Below are 17,496 nucleotides of genomic sequence, written 5' to 3'. Positions count from 1 at the left end.
GTGCGCCGCACCCGGCGGCGGCCTGCGTCCACCCGTAGGCTCTGCACCGGCTCTGCGCCGCAACGCCCCTCCCCCACTCCCCTTGCCCTTGTCCTTGCCCTTGTCCTTGCCCTTGCCCTTGCCCGCGACGGAGGCCCCAGGTGTCGGCACGTCAGCTTCTCGATCTGCTGGTCGATCCCGGCAGCTTCACGTCCTGGGACGAGCTGATCAACACCGAGCCCGCCGACCCCGAGTACCGGGACGCCCTGGCCCGGGCCCGCGCCCGCACCGGGATGGACGAGGCGGTGCTCACCGGCCGCGCCCTGCTGGACGGTCGGCCGCTGGCGCTGATCGCCTGCGAGTTCGGCTTCCTCGGCGGCTCGATCGGCGTCGCCACGGCCGAACGGATCACCCGGGCCGTGGAGCGGGCCACCGCCGAACATCTCCCGCTGCTCGCGCTGCCGGTCTCCGGCGGCACCCGCATGCAGGAGGGCTCCGCCGCCTTCCTGTGCATGGTCCGGGTCACCGCCGCGATCCACGCCCACCGCGCCGCCGGCCTGCCGTACCTGTCCTACCTGCGCAACCCCACCATGGGCGGCGTGTTCGCGTCCTGGGGCACCCTCGGCCACCTGGTCCTCGCCGAACCGGCCGCCCGTCTGGGCTTCCTCGGCCCGCGCGTCTACGAGGAGTTGCGCGGCGAGCCGTTGCCACCCACCGTCCAGCGCGCCGAAACCCTCGCCGCCAACGGCCGGTTGGACGCCATCGTGCCGCCAGAGCGCCTGCGCGCGTTCCTGTCCCGCGCGCTCACCGTCCTCACCACCCGGCCTCCCCGGCCGAGTTCACCGCCGCCCGGGCCGAGTTCACCGCCGCCCGGGCCGGGTTCACGGCCGCCCGCCGCGTCCGCCGCGCCGCCCGCCGCTGTGCCTGCTGGTTTGCCCACTGCTTCGCCCGCCGCCGAGGACGCCTGGGAATCGGTGCTCCGCAGCCGTCGGCCCGACCGCCTCTCCGCGCTCGAACTCCTCGCCCACACCGCCGAGTTGTTCCTCCCGCTGGACGGTGACAGCGCACTCGTCCGGGCCCTCGCGCTGATCGGTGGGCGCCCGGTGATGGTGGTGGCCCAGCAGCGCTCCGGCCCCGATCAGCCCGAACTTCCCTTCACGGCGGCCGATTTGCGGGCCGTTCGCCAACAGGCGGAGCTGGCCGAGGAGTTGGGCATGCCGCTGCTCACCGTGGTCGACACGGTCGGCGCCGAACTCTCCGTCGAGGCCGAACTCGACGGCGTGGCACTGGAGATCGCACACTGCCTGACCACTCTGGTCGGCCTTCGCACACCCGTACTCGCCGTCCTGCTCGGCCAGGGCAGCGGCGGCGGCGCCCTCGCCCTGCTGCCCGCCGACCGTGTCATCGCCGCCCAGCACGCCTGGCTCGCCCCGCTGCCACCCGAGGGTGCCTCCGCCATCGTCCACCGCGACGGCGAGCACGCCCCTCAACTCGCCCGCGCCCAGGGCATCACCGCCACCGCGCTCACCGCCACCGGACTGATCGACCAGGTCGTCCCCGAGACCGACGACCCCGCCGACCTCCGCACCCACCTGGCCACCGCCATCACCCACGCCCTCGCCGAACTCTCCCAACTCCCCACCCCCACCCGCCTCGCCGCCCGCCACACCCGCAACCGCCACCTCGGCGGCCCGCTCACGGATTGAACAGGCAGTACAGATCGGGACGGACCGCCCGCGCGGTCCCGTCCCCACGTCGCCCGGGCCGGTCGGTGCCGTGCCGGGCAGGGCCGATCCGTGCCGGTCAGCCCACCGGTGGGCCGGCGGGCCGTCGTCGCGTGGTGGGGAGCTTCCCCTACCCGATGATCAGGGTGTAGTCGACAGCCTCACCCTGGATCGTGCCTCCGCTGCCGACCGTGGGCAGCGAGGTCTTCACCTCCGTACCCACTCCGCTGGAGAAGCCGTTGCCGGTGCTGCTGGTGACCGTGCTGCTCCAGGTCTGATTGGTGCCGTTGCAGGTGTTGACGGTGAACGCGACGGTTCCGGCGGCGGCCTGGTTGCTGCTGTTGACCTGTTCGGCGGTGACGAACTCGGTGGCCGGGGTGGACGTGCCGCTGGCGCAGTTGTACGTGCCGGTCAGCAGGACGGTGCCGTTGCCCGGATAGGTCGCTGTCGGATCGACGTGCAGGTAGGAACTGTTGACGAGGGTGACGTTGCTGTTGGAGGCCGTCTTCGTGCCGTCGTCCAGCACCGCGAACGTGGTGATCTCCTGGCTGCCGCTCATGCCGAGCTGCGTGGCCGTCACGGTCTGCGTCTTGTTGACGTCGCCCGGGCCGCACGGCACCGCGACCTCACCGCTGACATCGTTGTTGTTCTGGTCGAACTGCACCCGCAGCGCGGCGTTGCCGCCGGGAGCCGAGGAATCGGTGCAGGTGTACGTGACGACGGCGGAGACGCTGCCCAGGCCGACGGTGACGCTGCCGGGGTTGATACTGGCGTTCAACCCGCCGGTGACGGCGGTGAACGGCTGCACCGGCCCGGCGGCGGAGGCCTCGGCCTGTGCGGTGGGCGCGCTGTGCACCTGGTACGCCCAGAGCCCGGCGGCCACGAGTGTGCCGGCACCCAGGCAGGCCAGGATCTTCTTCTTCGCGCCCGCCCGGACCGGCCCCCGGCCAGGGTCGGAAGCGGCGGGAACGTCCCCGGACGGGGAGCTTGCGGCGCGGCGCGGACGGCCTTTCGTCATGGGATCACCTTCGAAGTGGAGGAGAGGGTGCTGCTCACCGCACGCACCCGGCTGCCCCGGCCCGCGAGGCCCGTCCGGGGCCTGCCGTCGGACACCGGGCCTCGGACACCGGCCGCACCCAATCGGGTTACGGGACAGGCTGGTTGTGCGCCGGTGCCACCCACCGGGGGGTGCAGCCAGCTGCGAGTCTGCCACCGCTCGTCGGACGCGGTTCTGCCCGCGACGCCCCTTCACCGGTGGGCCGACGCCCTCCGCCACGACCCGACGAATCGTCACCTCCCGTGGCCGCGAAGGCTTCCCGCGACCTGCGTCCGCCCGCACGACGTGCCCGCGCTGCGGGCGATCGGGGGCCCCGGTGCTCTGCCATCCGGGTGCGGTCGGCGGGATGGTGGTGGGAGGGCGATGGGAGGGTGGTGGGAGTGCGTCGACTTCCGACTCACGTCGGTTCCCCGCCCGCCGGGGAGTCCAGGTCATCGGGCACCACCTCCCGTACGTCTGCGCGCTCGCCGATTCGAGGGATTGGCCGCGGTGTCCCGTGGCGGGCGGGCCGCAACGGGAATCCCCCGTCCGAAGAGGCACCCGCTACCGGTCGGGCGCCCTCGGAAGGGAGAACAGTCATGCGTCGTCGTCTCATCGGAGTCGGCCTGCTGGCCGTCGCCGGCGTGCTCGCCCTCGCCGTCCCCGCCCAGGCAGCCACGGGCACCCTGATCGTGAACGGGGTGTCCCACCACAACCCCGCGCGGGGCTGCTACAGCACCACGTCCCCGGTGACCATCACGAACTTCACCGACTCGATCGTGCTGGTGCACGCCGCCGCGAACTGCCAGGGCCCGGTGACGGCGGAGGTGGATCCCGGAATGTCCGAGCAGGCCGCTGGGACGAGCTACTTCGTCCTCTGAGCCGCGCCCCGCCGCGCCCCGCCACGCCCCGCCACGCCCTAACGGGAAGCCGGCCGCTCCGGCTTCCCGCTCCGGCTCATCCGATCGGAACGGTCAGTTCCATGGCACGCACTGCCGCTGCCAGCGCGGGCCCGTCGCCCACGTCCAGGGCCGTGTCCGTCAGCTTGATGACATGTTCGTCGCCGTGCGACAGGGCCCGGTCGAAGACCTCCTCGGCAGTGAGGCTGCCGAATGGCACGCGGGGGGCCGCCGTGGCCGGCGAGTACATCGCGGTCACGGCCGCAGCGGCCGTCCAGGCGGCCCGCAGGCTCGGCGCCCACAGGGCGGGCGGGAGTGCGGGCAGCGTGCGCAGGACGGCGTTGGGAGCCGTGGCGGCATGGACGAGCATCGTCTCCTCGCCGTGGCCGTGCGTTGCGTACCGGTGGGTTGCCGCCCTTACCAGTTCGGCAAGTTGACGGTGTGCCTCGGCCGGTTCCATCGCCGCAGCGGCCCACTCCGGCAGGGCCTCGACGTGGGCGATCCGGGACGGGAAGCCGCCGTCCTGGACGGCGATGCGCGGCACCAGTTCGAGAGCGGCGGCCGCACCGCCGGCGCCGGGCAGCGAAGTGCCAGCCGTGACGGGCCGGTGCCGGGCGGCCCAGTAGCCCAGGCCGTGGGCGAGTTCGGCCAGCCGGGGCCTGGTGACCGCACCGCCGGACAGCAGTGTGCGCACGGCGTGGCCCACCCGAATCACCGGGTGGGTCGAGCCGCCGCAGATACCCGGCAGCAGACGCGGCCACCACTCGCCGACCACCTCGCGCCAGGGACGTTCCGCAACCTCGCGCTCGAAGTAGCCGATCCAGTCGGCCGCACGATCCGAATCCCCCAGCGCAGTACGCCAGTTGTCGGCCGTGACCCGCTCGACGCCGGACGGGAACTCCTCCAGCTTCCGCGCATACAGGTCGAGCCAACGGTGCACCGCACGCGCCCGGCCGTGCGCGGCAAGCGCCTCGACGGCCATCGGCGCATGGTTGGTCAGCCGCCCGAGCCGCTCGGGCCCGCAGCGGTGCAGGCGTTCCAGCGCCTCGTCCAAAGTCCCTGTGACATCCATGCCGTGGACAGTAGGCAGAACCGCACCCCCGCCGTAACGGGCTGAGGACGTAGGCCGCCCCCCGAATCGGCCCAGGTCTTCCGCCGCACGCTCGATGACACCACCGCACGCACCAGCGTTCCTTTCCGCACGTCATACGGGGTTGCGCAGCCAGGCCTTCAGCACGGTGAAGTCGCCTTCCACCAGCCCGACTTCGGGGTCGACTCGATGAAGCAGCGCGGGGCCGGGGTGATGGTGGGCAACCCATTCACGATCACACTCGCCGATCTCGTCGTCCACCCAGACGAACGGGCCTCCGGCCGCGTGAGCAACGATCGCCGGCGTCTTCCAGTGAACACCGTACGCAGCCTGGGCCGCATCGAACGCTGCATCGAACGGCGAGCCCGGCGACGATTCGGACGACGGGCCGGACGGTAGGTCGGGCAGGTCGGGCAGGTCGGGCAGAACAGGAAGCGCCGGCAGACCGAGTAGCGGAGCGATACACACATTGGCATCGTCGAACCACGTGGTCGCCCAGACCAACCGGCATGGCAGTGCGGCAAGTTGACGCCCGAGCGCCGGATCGACCCGCGACAGCAGGGGGTTGGCCTCCCCGGTCAGCTCGCGAATGCGACGTCCCGTCAGGTGGGTGCGATAGCGCGCCGGGTCGCCGCCGAACGGGATCAGCGGACCATCGACGTCGAGAAAGAGCAGGGGCAGCTGAGACTTCATCGGGTCGATGATGCCCGGGTGGGAGGCTTCGCCGCACCTGCCGCACCTGCCATATCGCACCTGTCATGCCGCACCTGTCATGCCGCACCCGTCATGCCGCCCGCAGCGCGTCGGCCAGCCAGTCGGCGGTGTCGGGCAGCCAGTCGGCCTGCGCGTTGCCGAGCAGGTGGTTGCCGTGCGGGACGTGCAGTACTTCGGCGTGCGGGAGGTCGGCGGCGAGGGCCTCCGCGTTGGTGACGCCGGGGATTCGGTCTTCACCGCCTTCGACCAGGAGCAGCGGGCCGCGCAGGCGTGGGGCGAGGGCGGCCAGGTCCAGGCTGTCGGCGAAGTCGCGGGCGGCGTCCGGGCTGCCGCACCGCTGGCCGAGGGTGGCGGTGACGAACGGGACAAGCGCGTCCCACTCCAGCCGGTACGGCCCACTCACCAGTGCCGCCGCCCGCACTCGGGGGTCGTGGGCGGCGACCGCGGCGGCAAGGTGGCCGCCCAGGCTGAGGCCGACCACGGCGATCCGCCCGAGGTCGAGGTCGAGTTCCCACTCGTCGGTGGCCTCGGCGAGCGCGTCGAGAGCCCGGGCGGCGGCGCGCCGGTGATCCTCCGCGTTCAGCACCGTCCGGGTGGCCAGCACGCCCTGGCCGGGTCCGTCGATGGCCAGGACGGCGAGGCCGCGGGCGAGCAGGGCGTCCGCAAGGGCGTGGAACTCCTCCTTGGCGGAGTCCATGCCCGGGATCACCAGCACAACGGGAAAACGCTTACCCGTTGCGTCCGAACGAACGCCCGCGCCCAAATCCGCGCCCGAACCTGCGCCCACGCCCAAATCCGCGCCCACACCCGAACCCCCGCTCGCACCCGAACCCGCGTCCGCGATCACGTCCACATCCGTGTCCGAGCCCGTACTCGCGATCACGTCCGCAGGGGTGCGCAGCCAGCCGGTGAAACCGTCGCCGGACAGGCGGCGGGCCCGGGGTTCGAGGAGGGCCAGCGACAGTTCCATCGACCGGTCCGACTCCCGTTCGTTGTCCTCGGCCCGCACCCGGTCGGGATCGGGAATCAGGGCGGCGAGGTGGAACCACCGGGCGGCCAGGCGGTGGCGTTCGCCGGCCGTCCGGGTGCGGCCGCGTTCGACGGCCTGCTCGGCGGCGGCGCGGTGCCGGAGTGCGGTCGCCCGGCAGACGTCGGGCCACTGGAGCAGGGACTCCAGCGAAGCGGTGACGCGCTCGTACTCGTGGAGGTCGATGCCCGCACCATGGGCCCTCGGGCGGGTCTCCGCGATGAAACCGGCGGCCATGCCGGGGGCGGAGAGGAAGGAGAGGTGGTCGGTCATCGGTGTGCGGTCCCTCCGGAACAGGCGCCAGCCAAGCTGACAGATCGACAAATCAACACAGACGCAGGGGACAGCGGCGCAGCAGGCGGCGCCCCACTCCTCCCCGCAAGCTCAACGCCACGATCATCATCAACACATTGACGACTGTCAACGCCGATACACCGAGCAGCCCTTGTAACATCGGCGCATGGGAATGCCTGCCAGTGACCGCCTCGGCATCGATCTGCACCTCACCGTCCAGGAACTGCTGGCCGCGAAGCGAGCCGCCGTCGAACCCGCGGGGCTGACGGTTCCCCAGTACGCGGCCCTGTTCGTACTCGCCGAGAACGCGGGCATCAGCGGTGCCGCGCTCGCCCGGGCCTGTCAGGTCACCCCGCAGGCGATGGCCGTGCTGCTCAAGCACCTGACCGAACGCGGCCTGGTGGAACGCGCCCCGCACCGCTGGCACCGCAACGTCCTGGAGACCCGCCTCACCGACCGCGGCCGCGCCGCGCTGGAACTCGCCGACGACCGCGCCAGCGCCGTCGAAGAGGCCCTGTCCGAGGAGTTCACCGCCGCCGAACGCGACTACCTGCGCCGGCTCCTGGCCCGCGCCACCAGCGCCCTCCGCCACGCCGCCGACGACCTCGACTGACGCCTCCAGGAGCGTCCGCCGCCGGCCGAGCCGTCGGAGCATCCGCCACCCGGCCAAGCACCGTGCCCTCCCTGCACACTCGCCCCCCAGCCCTCCGACCGCCCGGCCTCCCTGCGCACTCCCCTCCGAGCGCCCGCCCTCCCTGCACACTCGCCCCCGACCGCCCGGCCCTCCCCGGCCGCCCGGCCCTCCCGGCCACCCGCCCCTCCCCCCTCCCCCGGGCGCCCGGCCGCCGTGCGGGGCGGAGGGTGGCATCTCGGGCCGAGTTCGCGGTGACCTCACCATGGGCGGCTCGTTGAACGGGTCGTGCCAGTACCAGGGCAGACCAACGCACCGACGGACATCCGGCCTGCGGAGCGTGCCGCGCTGGGAATACTGACGCGCGCCTTCCCTCCCGAACTGGTCGACCAGGTGCTGATCGAGTGCGGACGGGTCGAGCAGCGCAACCGCCTGCTGCCGGCCCGCGTGGTGGTGTACTTCGTGCTGGCGATGGCGATGTTCGCCGAACAGAGCTACCCGGAGGTCGCCCACCTGCTGATCAGCGACCTGGAACGGGAGCGCTGGTGGCCGAAGGGCCGCCAACTGCCCACCCCCGCCGCGATCGGCCGGGCCCGGCTGCGGCTCGGACCGGAGCCGCTGCGCCGCCTGTTCGAACGGACCTGCCCGCCACCGGCCTCCCGCACCGTCACCGACGCCTGGTATCGGGGCCGACGGCTGGTCGCCCTGGACGGCGCGATCCTCGACGTCCCGGACACCCCGCCGAACGCCGCCCACTTCGGCCGGGCCCTCGGCAGCACCGTCCGAAAGCCCGTCCGCACCACCGGCCCCCGCACCACCGGCCCCCGCGCCGCCGATCCCCGCGCCACCGGCCCCCGCGCCACCGATCCCCGCGCCACCGGCAGACCGCCCGTCCGGCCCGCCGCCCAGGAGCCCGTCAGCTACCCGCAGGCCCGGGTCAGCGCCCTGATCGAGTGCGGCACCCACACCACGCTCACCGCCGACGTCGGACCGCTCTCGACCCACGAACGCGCCCTGGCCGAGGCCATCTACCCGCTGCTGACCCGCGACATGCTCGTCCTCGCCGACCGTGGCACGACCGATCCCGCGATCTGGCAGGCGGCCCGCGCAGGCGGCGCCGACCTGCTCTGGCAAGTACCGATCAGCCTCCAACTCCCGCTCGCCACAAGGCTGGAGGACGGCTCCCACCTGATCGGTCCGACCACCGCGACCGACCTCACCGGCTCCACCGGCCCCACCGGCCCCACCAGACCGACCGGCCCCACCGGCCCGGGGCGCGAACGCGCTTGCCCCACCCAGGTCCGCGTCATCGACTACACCCTCGACACCGACCGTCCCAGCACGCCGCCCCACCGGCTGCTCACCAGCCTGCTCGATCCCGCCGTCGCCCCGGCGGCCGACCTCGCCGCCCGCTACACCCACCAGTCGCGCACCGGGACGGCACTCGACCACCTGACGCCGCCTCAACCGGCCCAGACCCTGCGCTCCCGCCATCCCGAGGGCATCGAGCAGGAGATCTTCGCCCTCCTGCTCCTCCACCGGGCCTTCCCCGCCACGCCCACTGCGCAGGCCTCCCCCACGCCGCCCACCGTCCAGTTGGTGTCCGCACCCGACTGACCGCCCGCCGAGCGGCACCGCGAGCTCCGGTGTGGCCAATGTCGCACGAAGGATCTCCGCAGCTCGTGGGGGGTATGACGGTCTGCTGCCGGTAGGCTGCGGCTGCCCGTCCCCCGAGCTGTGAGGAGTTTGCGCGTGTCTGCGATCACCGTGGTGGGGGTCGGTGCGGATGGCTGGCCGGGGCTGTCGGAGGCGGCCCGGGAAGCCTTGCACGCGGCGGAGGCGGTGCTGGGCGGGGCACGGCAGTTGGCGCTGCTGCCGGCCGAGGTGACGGCGGATCGGGTGCCATGGCCGTCGCCGTTGCGGCCGTCGGTGCCGGGGCTGCTGAATCGTTTCGCGGGGCGGCGGTTGGTGGTGCTGGCGAGCGGCGATCCGATGTTCTACGGGATCGGCCGGACGCTGATCGAGTGCGGGGTGCCGGCCGAGTCGCTGCGGGTGCTGCCGCATCCGTCCTCCGTGTCGCTGGCGTGCGCCCGGCTGGGCTGGGCGGTGGAGGAGACCGAGGTGGTGACGCTGGTCGGCCGTGCCCCCGAGTCACTGCACGCCGCCCTCTACCAGGGCCGCCGCATACTCGTGCTGAGCGCGAACGCCTCGACCCCGGCACTGGTCGCAGAGCTGCTGACGGAACGCGGCTTCGGCCCCAGCCGGGTGCGGGTACTGGAGCAACTCGGTGGCCCGGCCGAGACGGTGCGCGAGGGAGTGGCGGACGGCTGGTCGCTGCCGCCGGGCGATCCGCTGAACGTACTGGCGATCGACTGCGCGGCCGCCGATCCGAACGCGCCGCGCCAGCAGCTGACTTCCGGCCTGCGCGACGAACTCTTCGAATCCGATGGACAGTTGACGAAGCGTCACATTCGCGCGGCGACGCTCGCGGCGCTCGGCCCGGCGCCGGGCGAGCTGCTCTGGGACATCGGCGGCGGCTCCGGCTCGATCGGCATCGAATGGCTTAGGGCGCACCGCAGTTGCCGGGCCGTGAGCGTGGAGCGGGACCAGGTGCGGGCGGAGCGGATCGTCCGCAACGCGGCGGCACTGGGGGTGCCCCGGCTGCGGGTGGTGCACGGCGCGGCACCGACGGCGCTGGCCGAACTGGACGTCCCGGACGCGGTGTTCATCGGTGGCGGGCTGACCGTGCCGGGTGTGCTGGAGGCCTGCTGGGCAGCGCTGCGGCCCGGTGGGCGACTGGTGGCGAACACGGTGACGCTGGAGTCGGAGGCGCTGCTCACGCAGTGGTACCGGCGCCACGGCGGGGAGTTGGTGAAGCTGAGCGTCGCGCACGCGGTGCCGGTGGGCGGGTTCACGGGGTGGCGGCAGGCAATGCCGGTGACTCAGTGGAGCGTGGTCAAGGGCGGCGGCGCCGGGGTATCCGGTGCGGCCGAGGAAATCGGAGGAGCAGCGAAGTGACGGTCTATTTCATCGGTGCCGGTCCGGGTGCGGCCGATCTGATCACGGTGCGCGGGCAGCGGACGCTGGCGGCGTGCGGGGTGTGCCTGTACGCGGGGAGCCTGGTGCCGGCGGAGTTGCTGGCCGACTGCCCGCCGGGGGCGCGGCTGGTGGACACCGCGAACCTCGACCTCGACCAGATCATCGCGGAGATCGTCCGTGCGCACGCCGAGGGCCAGGACGTGGCGCGGCTGCACTCGGGCGACCCCTCGGTGTTCTCGGCGATGGCGGAGCAGATGCGCCGCCTGGACGCGGCGGACATCCCGTACGAGGTGGTCCCGGGCGTCCCGGCGTTCGCGGCGGCCGCGGCGGCACTGAAGCGGGAGTTGACGGTCCCGACGGTCGGCCAGACGGTGATCCTGACCCGGGTGGCCCGCCAGGCGACGCCAATGCCGCCCGGCGAGGAGCTGGCCGTCCTCGGCAGGAGCGGCGCCCTGCTCGTCCTGCACCTGGCGGCCCGCTACGTGGACAGCGTGGTGGACGAACTCCTCCCGCACTACGGACCGGACTGCCCCGCCGCAGTGGTGGCGCTGGCCAGCCGCCCGGACGAACTGGTGCTGCGCGGCACCCTGGCCGACATCGCCGTCCAGGTCAAGGCCGCAGGTGTGCTCCGCACCGCTGTGATCATCGTCGGCCGCACCCTGGCCGCGACCGAGTTCCGCGACAGCCACCTGTACTCCACCACCCGCAGCCGGTAAGCGCTTTCCCATTCTTCCGCAGGCCGTCGCCGACCACCGCAGACCGTCGCCGACCGCCGCCCGACCGCCGCCCCGGCCGCTCTCAGTCGAGCGAGGCGATGAACGCCTTGGCGCGGCGGGTGATCTCGGCCCAGTCGCCGTCGGCGACGGTCTGCGGGGGGACGACGTCGGTGCCGGCGCAGACGGCGAGGGCGCCGTGGTCGAGGAATGCCTTGGCGTTGGTGGCGTTGACGCCGCCGGAGGCGACCAGAGGGATGCGGGGGTAGGGGCCGTGCAGGTCCTTGAAGTAGCCGGGGCCGAACGCCTTCGCGGGGAAGATCTTCACGGCGGCGGCGCCGAGGTCGAGCGCGTCGGCGACCTCGCTGGGGGTCAGTGCGCCCATCACGACGGGGATTTCGGCCTCGTGGGCGACGGTGGCGACGGCGGGGCGCAGGCCGGGGGTGACCAGGAAGAGCGCTCCGGCGTCGATTCCTTCGTGGGCCTGCTCGGCGGTGAGGACGGTACCGACGCCGATCCGGCAGCCGGCCTTCGCGGCGGTGGCGACGTGGCGGGTCACGTCCGGTGTGGTGAAGGTGAGTTCGGTCCAGGCGATGCCGCCCTCGGCGAGTGCTTCGCACAGCGCGACCGCGTCGGGAATCACCGGCGCCCGCACCACGGCTATCACGGGCTGTGCGGCCAACGCCGCGCGCAGGTCGGTCAGTTCGGTCCCCATGCTCCCCAGCTCCTGTTTCCTGAAAGACGTCCGGTAGTAGCGCTCTGACGGGGCGTCAGTTCACCGCCCGCACCAGCCCGTCCGCGTCACGTCGCAGCGCCCGCCCCGCCAGTTCGCCGGTCGGCTTGCCGTCGGTGAGGGCGGGTATGCCGCCGACCAGGACGTGGGCGATGCCGTCGGCGGGTCGGCGAGGGCGGTCGAAGGTGGCGGTGTCGCGGACGGTCTGCGGGTCGAAGAGGACCAGGTCGGCGTGGTGGCCGGGCCGGATCAGTCCGCGCCGGTCGAGGCGCAGGCGGCGGGCGGGGCGGCCGGTCATTCGGGCGATCGTCTCCTCCAGCGTCAGGACGCCCAAGTCCCGGCTGTAGTGGCCGAGACAGCGCGGGAAGGTGCCCCAGGCGCGGGGGTGGGGGCGGGCGCCGACGAGCAGGCCGTCGCTGCCCACGGTGTGCGCGGGGTGGCGCATGATGGCGCGGACGTTCTCCTCGTGGCCGACGTGCTGGAGGATCGTGGTGCCCAACTGGTCGGCGAGCAGCAGTCGGAAGAACACCTCGGTGCCGGTGCGGCCCTGTTCGGCGGCGAGTTCGGAGATCTTGCGGCCGACGACGGCGGCGAGGGCGGTGTTGCGGACGCCGGAGATCTGGATGGTGTCCCAGTCGGTGACCACGCCGTGGCAGCCGTCGCTGCCGTGTTCTTCGACGTCGGCGCGGATGCGCTCGCGGGCGGCGGGGTCGGCGAGGCGGGCCAGGGTGGCTTCGGGGCCGCCTTCGGTGGACCAACTGGGCAGCAGGGCGGCCAGGGTGGTGGATCCGGGCAGGTAGGGGTAGCTGTCGAGGGTGACGTCGATTCCCTCGGCGAGGGCGGTGTCGATCAGGGCGAGGAGCTCGTCGGCGCGGCCTTCGTTGACGCCGAAGTTCATCGTGGCGTGGGTGAGGTGCAGCGGGCAGCCGGAGCGCCGGGAGATCTCCACCATTTCCGCATAGCCTTCCAACGCGCCTGCGCCGTACGAGCGTTGGTGCGGGGCGTGGTAGCCGCCGCGGGCGGCGACGATCCGGCACAGGGCGACGAGTTCGGCGGTGTCGGCGTACATGCCGGGGGTGTAGCTGAGTCCGGTGGACATGCCGACCGCGCCGTCCGCCAGCGCCTGGTCCAACAGGGCCCGCATCCGGTCGAGTTCGGCGTCGCTCGGTGGACGGTTGTCCCAACCCGTGGCGAGCATCCGGATGGTGCCGTGCGGGGCGAGGTAGCAGGCGTTGACGCCGATGGCCCGGTCGAGGCGGTCGAGGTACTGGCCGACGGTGCGCCAGTTCCAGTCGAATCCGTCGGGATCGCCGTTCCAGCCTGCGAGTTGGCGGCGCAGCGCGGCGAGGGTGGTGTCGTCGGCGGGGGCGTAGGACAGTCCGTCCTGGCCGAGGACGTCGAGGGTGATGCCTTGGGTGGTCCGGGAGGGGTGGTCGGGTTCGACGAGCAGGCTCAGGTCGGAGTGGGCGTGCAGGTCGATGAAGCCGGGGGCGAGGACGAGGCCGTCGGCGTCGATGGTGCGGCGGGCGGTGAGGCCGTGGCCTATCGCGTCGATGTGTCCGTCGGAGGTGACGGTGACATCGGCGCGGTAGCGGTCGGCGCCGGTGCCGTCGATGACGGTGGCGCCGCGCAGCAGGAGGTCGGGCATCAGAAGTAGGTCCTCACCAGGTCGACCACGCGCGGGTGTTCGGCGTCGGCGTGGTCGAGGACGGGGATCAGGTTCCACTTGTCGAAGGCGGTGCAGGGGTGGGAGAGGCCGAGTCGGACGACGGCGCCGATCGGGGCGGCGTCGCCGGCGCCGCGCAGGAAGGTGTGCTGGTCGTTGAGTGCGGTGACTTCTGCTCCGCTCAACTCTCCGGCGCCCCGGACGAGTTGCGGTTCGGGCAGGCCTTCGTCGAACGGCAGGTCGCGCTTTCCGGCGTCCAGCAGGGCGAGTTGGGGTTCGGGGTGGGAGACGACGCGGGCCCAGCCGTGCATGGCGGAGTGCAGGGGGGTGGCTCCGGTGGTGCGGGCGAGTGGGGAGATGCCGCGGTAGAAGCCGTCGTCGTGGGCGAGGTAGGCGCCGGCCCGGACGATGAGGCGGGTGCCGGGGACGTCGGCGGTGAGCGGGTTCAACTCCTGGGCGACGGTGTCGAAGTAGGCGCTGCCGCCCGCGGTGACGACGGGGGTGGGGGTGGGGTAGTCGGGGGCGAGGCGGCGGTGCAGGTCGGCGAGGTCGCGCAGGTAGGCGCGTACGGTGTCGAGGGCGCGGTCGGAGGCGTCGTGGGCGAGGGCGCCTTCGTAGCCGCCGACGCCGGCCAGCCGGAGGGTGGGGGCGGCGTGCACGGCGGCGGCGACGTCGAGGGCGGCGGGGATGCCGCGGGCGCCGGTGCGGCCGCCGGGGCCGCCGAGTTCGACCAGGACTTCGACGGGACGGGTGGCGCCGGCGGCGCGCAGGGCGGCGTCCATCTGCCGGACGCTGTCTGCGGAGTCGGCCCAGGAGGTGAAGGCGAACTCGGGGTCGCGGTCGAGTTCGGCGGCGAGCCAGGCGAGGCCGGCGGGGTCGAGCAGGGTGTTGGCGAGCAGCAGGCGCTGGACGCCGAAGGCGCGGGCGACGCGCAGTTGGGGCAGGTTGGCGAGGGTGATGGCGTGGGCGCCGGCGGCGAGTTGGGCCTGCCAGAGGGCGGGGGCCATGGTGGTTTTGCCGTGCGGGGCGAGCAGTACGCCGGCGTCACGGCACCAGGCGGCCATGGTGTGCAGGTTGTGGTCGAGGGCGGCGGCGTCGAGGGTGAGCAGCGGGGTGCCGAGGGTGTCGAGGGTGGGGCGGGTGGCGAGCCAGTCGCGGACGGTGTGGCCCCAGGCGTCGGCGGGGACGGCTTTGAAGCGCCAGTCGAGTGTCTCGTCGGCGAGTGCGGCAACGGCGGCGGGGTCGATGCCGGGCCCGTGGGCGGGGTCCGCGAAGGAGTGGTGTCCGGTGTGCTGGTGTGCCGCCCTGTTGCTCATGGCCGTGCCTCCGTTCCGATCCCGGCCCACCGACGAGCTGGGACGTTGCAACATGTGCAACCTCTATTGCGCATGCTGGTGTTACGGTTCTAGCATCACGCCGGATGGCGGTCAACGGACCGCGACGCGGCCCGTCCACCCTTCCCACCAGGTACGCAGCACCGGGGCTCACCGCCGAGCGACGGCCGCGCGGGCCGCTGTTGGCGGGAGCGGGGGCTGCGGGCCCGAGGGTGAGGGAGCGGGATTGATGGCGGATCAGGACGGCGGGGCGGCGGTCGCCCGGGCGGTGTGCCTGGGCGAGTCGATGGCGGCGCTGCTGCCCGACCGGCCGGGACCGTTCGAGGCCGTCGGCGCGTTCCGGCCCTCGGTGGGCGGCGCCGAGTCCAATGTCGCCGCGGCACTCGCGGGGCTCGGCGTGCCGGCCGCCTGGATCAGCCGGGTCGGCGCGGACGGTTTCGGCCGCCGTCTCACCGGCGACCTGGCGGCGGCGGGCGTGGACGTCTCGGCCGTCGCGGTGGACCCGCACCGCCCGACCGGCGTGTACCTGAAGGAGACCGGCGGCTCCGGGCTCCCGCACGACCTCGGCGCGGGCCGCTCCCGCCTGCACTACTACCGCACCGGCTCGGCGGCCTCCGCGCTCTCCCCCGCCCTGCTGGACGACCCGGTGGCCGCCGCACTGATGGACCGCGCCCCGCTGCTGCACCTGACGGGCATCACGCCGGCGCTCTCCGACGACTGCCTCGCCCTGGTGCGCGCCCTGCTGGCCCGCCGCCGCCCGGGCCGGCTGGTCTCCTTCGACCTCAACTGGCGCCCCGTGCTGTGGCGCCGCCGCGACCCGTCGGTGCTGCCCGCCCTGCTGGACGCCTCCGATGTGCTGCTGCTCGGCGCGGACGAGGCCGAGGACGCGTTCGGCACCGGCGATCCGACCGCGCTGAGAAAGCGCTTTCCCTCTCCTTCCGTGCTGGTCGTCAAGGATGCCGGACACCTCGTCACCGCACTCGACCGCAACGGTGGTTCGGTCACCGAGCCCGCGCTCGCCGTCGAGGTGGTCGAACCCACCGGCGCGGGCGACGCGTTCGCGGCCGGCTACCTCGCCGGCACCCTGCGCGGGCTCGACCAGCGCTCCCGGCTGCGCCTCGGCCACTTGTCGGCAGCAGGCGCGCTGACCGCGCCCACCGACCACGGCACCCTCCCGGACGCCCGCACCGTGGCCGCGCTGCTCGCCGCCGACGAGCGGGACTGGGCCGCGACCCGCGTCTGCGCGTCCGGCATCGTCTCCCCCGCGCTCACCACTGCCGCTGTCACCGACCCCGCGGCCGCGGCCGGTGTCGGAGCCCGTAACCTCCCCGAAGCCCTCGAAACCCTCGGAACATCGGGACACCCATGAGTCAGACCGTCACCCGCGCCCTGCGCCTGCTCGCCGAACTCGGCGAGGGCGAACGCTCCCTGGACCAGCTGGCCGACCTGATCGGCGTGCACAAGACCACCGTGCTGCGGCTGCTGCAGACCATGGAGGCGGAACGGTTCGTCCACCGCGACGCCCAGTACCGCTACCACCTGGGCGCGGGCCTGTTCGCGCTGTCCAGCCTCGCGCTGGAGCAGCGCGGCATCCGTCGCACCGCCGCGCCGCACCTGGCGGAGCTGAACGCGGCAACCGGCCAGACCGTGCATCTGGCCGCGTACGAGGGCGGCGAGGTGGTCTACATCGACAAGTACGACTCGCGGCACCCGGTGCGGATGTACTCGCGGATCGGGCTGCGGGCCGCGCTGCACAACACGGCCGTGGCGAAGGTCCTGCTGGCCGACCTGCCGCCGGCCGAGCGCCGCCGGGTGGTGGACACCATCGAGTTCACCGTCCACACGCCCAACACCCTCACCACCCCGCACGCCCTGCTCGCCGAACTGGAGCAGGTCGCCGCGCAGGGCTGGGCGCAGGACCATGCCGAGCACGAGGCGTTCATCAACTGCGTGGCCGCGCCGATCCGGGACGTCTCCGGCCGGGTGGTCGCCGCAGCGTCCATCTCCGTGCCGGACGTCGTCCTCCCCTACGAGCAGGTCCTCGACCTGCTCCCCCAACTGCTCGCCTGCACCCGGGCGATCTCCGCCGACGCGGGCCTTCCCGCCCGCGGCTTCCCGTCCTGACGAACACCGTCTCCGGCCAAAACGTTCCTGACGATCCGTCACCTCCTTTCTGGAGCACCGCACATGAGCGACAAGACCGAGATCCGCACCGACGGCGCGCCCGCCCCGGCCTGGATGTTCTCGCAGGGCGTCCGCAAGGGCCCGATCCTCCAGGTCTCCGGCCAGGGCCCGCAGGACCCGGCCACCGGCGAGTACCTCCACCACGGCGATGTGAAGGCCCAGACCCGCCGCACCCTGGAGAACGTCAAGGCCATCGTCGAGGCCGGCGGCGCGACCATCGAGGACGTCGTGATGTTCCGCGTCTACCTCACCAAGCGCGCCGACTTCCCGCTGATGAACGAGGTCTACGCCGAGTTCATCGACGAGAACATCAAGCCGGGTGGCGTCAAGCCGTGCCGCACCACCGTGTTCGTCGAACTCCCGCAGGAGCCCATGCTGGTGGAGATCGACGCCCAGGCCGTCGTCACCGACTGACATCCCGTCGGCCCCGCCC

The 17,496-nt window shown here is 73.1% G+C and carries 16 protein-coding genes; 9 read left to right on the top strand and 7 right to left on the bottom strand.

The window, feature by feature from the left end; translation table 11 throughout:
- Window positions 1–140 precede the first annotated feature (140 nt).
- Window positions 141–1,685 carry a carboxyl transferase domain-containing protein gene (locus tag ACFV18_RS17485; RefSeq protein WP_380484020.1) on the top strand — a complete coding sequence of 515 codons (1,545 nt, stop codon included), beginning with the start codon at window positions 141–143 and terminating at the stop codon, window positions 1,683–1,685.
- A gap of 148 nt (window positions 1,686–1,833) precedes the next feature.
- On the opposite strand, the gene ACFV18_RS17480 is transcribed toward ACFV18_RS17485, so the two are convergent.
- Window positions 1,834–2,721 carry a DUF6299 family protein gene (locus ACFV18_RS17480; RefSeq protein ID WP_380484018.1) on the bottom strand — a complete coding sequence of 296 codons (888 nt, stop codon included), beginning with the start codon at window positions 2,719–2,721 and terminating at the stop codon, window positions 1,834–1,836.
- Window positions 2,722–3,338: 617 nt separating this feature from the next.
- Between ACFV18_RS17480 and ACFV18_RS17475 the strand changes: the two genes are divergently transcribed.
- A complete protein-coding gene (locus ACFV18_RS17475; protein ID WP_380484015.1) occupies window positions 3,339–3,620 on the top strand; it encodes a hypothetical protein in 282 nt (93 codons plus the stop codon).
- A gap of 76 nt (window positions 3,621–3,696) precedes the next feature.
- On the opposite strand, the gene ACFV18_RS17470 is transcribed toward ACFV18_RS17475, so the two are convergent.
- The 3 genes from ACFV18_RS17470 to ACFV18_RS17460 all read right to left on the bottom strand — a co-directional run bounded on the left by ACFV18_RS17470 (window position 3,697) and on the right by ACFV18_RS17460 (window position 6,742).
- Entirely contained in the window at window positions 3,697–4,710 is a 1,014-nt protein-coding gene (locus ACFV18_RS17470) for a questin oxidase family protein (protein WP_380484013.1), read from the bottom strand.
- 132 nt (window positions 4,711–4,842) lie between these two features.
- Window positions 4,843–5,421, bottom strand: coding sequence for a hypothetical protein (locus ACFV18_RS17465; protein WP_380484011.1), 579 nt, complete (start codon window positions 5,419–5,421; stop codon window positions 4,843–4,845).
- A gap of 91 nt (window positions 5,422–5,512) precedes the next feature.
- Window positions 5,513–6,742, bottom strand: coding sequence for an alpha/beta hydrolase family protein (locus ACFV18_RS17460; protein WP_380484009.1), 1,230 nt, complete (start codon window positions 6,740–6,742; stop codon window positions 5,513–5,515).
- A gap of 187 nt (window positions 6,743–6,929) precedes the next feature.
- Here ACFV18_RS17460 and ACFV18_RS17455 point away from each other — a divergent pair, with 187 nt between their 5' ends.
- The 4 genes from ACFV18_RS17455 (at window position 6,930) to cobM (ending at window position 11,149) form a co-directional block, all read left to right on the top strand.
- The gene (locus tag ACFV18_RS17455) at window positions 6,930–7,376 is read left to right on the top strand and encodes a MarR family winged helix-turn-helix transcriptional regulator (RefSeq protein WP_380484007.1); all 447 of its coding nucleotides are present in this window, start codon (window positions 6,930–6,932) and stop codon (window positions 7,374–7,376) included.
- Between the two features lie 306 nt (window positions 7,377–7,682).
- A complete protein-coding gene (locus ACFV18_RS17450) occupies window positions 7,683–9,011 on the top strand; it encodes a transposase domain-containing protein (RefSeq protein WP_380484005.1) in 1,329 nt (442 codons plus the stop codon).
- A 135-nt stretch (window positions 9,012–9,146) separates the two neighbouring features.
- Window positions 9,147–10,412, top strand: coding sequence for a precorrin-6y C5,15-methyltransferase (decarboxylating) subunit CbiE (gene cbiE / locus ACFV18_RS17445; protein WP_380484004.1), 1,266 nt, complete (start codon window positions 9,147–9,149; stop codon window positions 10,410–10,412).
- A complete protein-coding gene (cobM, locus tag ACFV18_RS17440) occupies window positions 10,409–11,149 on the top strand; it encodes a precorrin-4 C(11)-methyltransferase (RefSeq protein WP_380484002.1) in 741 nt (246 codons plus the stop codon). The genes cbiE and cobM overlap by 4 nt, the downstream gene beginning before the upstream one ends.
- Window positions 11,150–11,231: 82 nt before the next feature.
- On the opposite strand, the gene ACFV18_RS17435 is transcribed toward cobM, so the two are convergent.
- Genes ACFV18_RS17435 through ACFV18_RS17425 form a run of 3 tightly spaced genes read right to left on the bottom strand, consistent with a single transcriptional unit; the run spans window position 11,232 to window position 14,861 of the window.
- The gene (locus ACFV18_RS17435) at window positions 11,232–11,861 is read right to left on the bottom strand and encodes a bifunctional 4-hydroxy-2-oxoglutarate aldolase/2-dehydro-3-deoxy-phosphogluconate aldolase (RefSeq protein WP_380484000.1); all 630 of its coding nucleotides are present in this window, start codon (window positions 11,859–11,861) and stop codon (window positions 11,232–11,234) included.
- 55 nt (window positions 11,862–11,916) lie between these two features.
- Window positions 11,917–13,527 (bottom strand): amidohydrolase family protein, encoded by a 1,611-nt coding sequence (locus ACFV18_RS17430; RefSeq protein ID WP_380483998.1) that lies wholly within the window; start codon window positions 13,525–13,527, stop codon window positions 11,917–11,919.
- A complete protein-coding gene (locus tag ACFV18_RS17425) occupies window positions 13,527–14,861 on the bottom strand; it encodes an amino acid deaminase (protein ID WP_380483996.1) in 1,335 nt (444 codons plus the stop codon). The genes ACFV18_RS17430 and ACFV18_RS17425 overlap by 1 nt, the downstream gene beginning before the upstream one ends.
- Before the next feature lie 247 nt (window positions 14,862–15,108).
- On the opposite strand from ACFV18_RS17425, the gene ACFV18_RS17420 reads away from it, so the two are divergent.
- The 3 genes from ACFV18_RS17420 (at window position 15,109) to ACFV18_RS17410 (ending at window position 17,477) form a co-directional block, all read left to right on the top strand.
- Window positions 15,109–16,248 carry a sugar kinase gene (locus ACFV18_RS17420; RefSeq protein ID WP_380483994.1) on the top strand — a complete coding sequence of 380 codons (1,140 nt, stop codon included), beginning with the start codon at window positions 15,109–15,111 and terminating at the stop codon, window positions 16,246–16,248.
- On the top strand, window positions 16,245–17,003 hold the full coding sequence (locus tag ACFV18_RS17415; protein WP_380483992.1) for an IclR family transcriptional regulator: 759 nt from the start codon (window positions 16,245–16,247) through the stop codon (window positions 17,001–17,003). The genes ACFV18_RS17420 and ACFV18_RS17415 overlap by 4 nt, the downstream gene beginning before the upstream one ends.
- A 63-nt stretch (window positions 17,004–17,066) precedes the next feature.
- Window positions 17,067–17,477 carry a RidA family protein gene (locus ACFV18_RS17410; RefSeq protein WP_380483990.1) on the top strand — a complete coding sequence of 137 codons (411 nt, stop codon included), beginning with the start codon at window positions 17,067–17,069 and terminating at the stop codon, window positions 17,475–17,477.
- The last annotated feature ends 19 nt before the right edge of the window (window positions 17,478–17,496 follow it).

The organism is Kitasatospora sp. NPDC059673 (assembly GCF_042734215.1).
Classification (GTDB): domain Bacteria; phylum Actinomycetota; class Actinomycetes; order Streptomycetales; family Streptomycetaceae; genus Kitasatospora.
Note: the sequence above shows the minus strand (reverse complement) of the source record. Positions and strands in the feature narration are given on the sequence as shown.

Bases quoted from the DNA above. Each gene is read 5' to 3' on its own strand.
- ACFV18_RS17465 (WP_380484011.1), bottom strand. From the start codon at position 5,421: ATGAAGTCTCAGCTGCCCCTGCTCTTTCTCGACGTCGATGGTCCGCTG.
- ACFV18_RS17470 (WP_380484013.1), bottom strand. From the start codon at position 4,710: ATGGATGTCACAGGGACTTTGGACGAGGCGCTGGAACGCCTGCACCGC.
- ACFV18_RS17455 (WP_380484007.1), top strand. From the start codon at position 6,930: ATGGGAATGCCTGCCAGTGACCGCCTCGGCATCGATCTGCACCTCACC.
- ACFV18_RS17460 (WP_380484009.1), bottom strand. From the start codon at position 6,742: ATGACCGACCACCTCTCCTTCCTCTCCGCCCCCGGCATGGCCGCCGGT.
- ACFV18_RS17480 (WP_380484018.1), bottom strand. From the start codon at position 2,721: ATGACGAAAGGCCGTCCGCGCCGCGCCGCAAGCTCCCCGTCCGGGGAC.
- ACFV18_RS17425 (WP_380483996.1), bottom strand. From the start codon at position 14,861: ATGAGCAACAGGGCGGCACACCAGCACACCGGACACCACTCCTTCGCG.
- ACFV18_RS17410 (WP_380483990.1), top strand. From the start codon at position 17,067: ATGAGCGACAAGACCGAGATCCGCACCGACGGCGCGCCCGCCCCGGCC.
- ACFV18_RS17430 (WP_380483998.1), bottom strand. From the start codon at position 13,527: ATGCCCGACCTCCTGCTGCGCGGCGCCACCGTCATCGACGGCACCGGC.
- ACFV18_RS17415 (WP_380483992.1), top strand. From the start codon at position 16,245: ATGAGTCAGACCGTCACCCGCGCCCTGCGCCTGCTCGCCGAACTCGGC.
- ACFV18_RS17475 (WP_380484015.1), top strand. From the start codon at position 3,339: ATGCGTCGTCGTCTCATCGGAGTCGGCCTGCTGGCCGTCGCCGGCGTG.
- ACFV18_RS17420 (WP_380483994.1), top strand. From the start codon at position 15,109: ATGGCGGATCAGGACGGCGGGGCGGCGGTCGCCCGGGCGGTGTGCCTG.
- ACFV18_RS17435 (WP_380484000.1), bottom strand. From the start codon at position 11,861: ATGGGGACCGAACTGACCGACCTGCGCGCGGCGTTGGCCGCACAGCCC.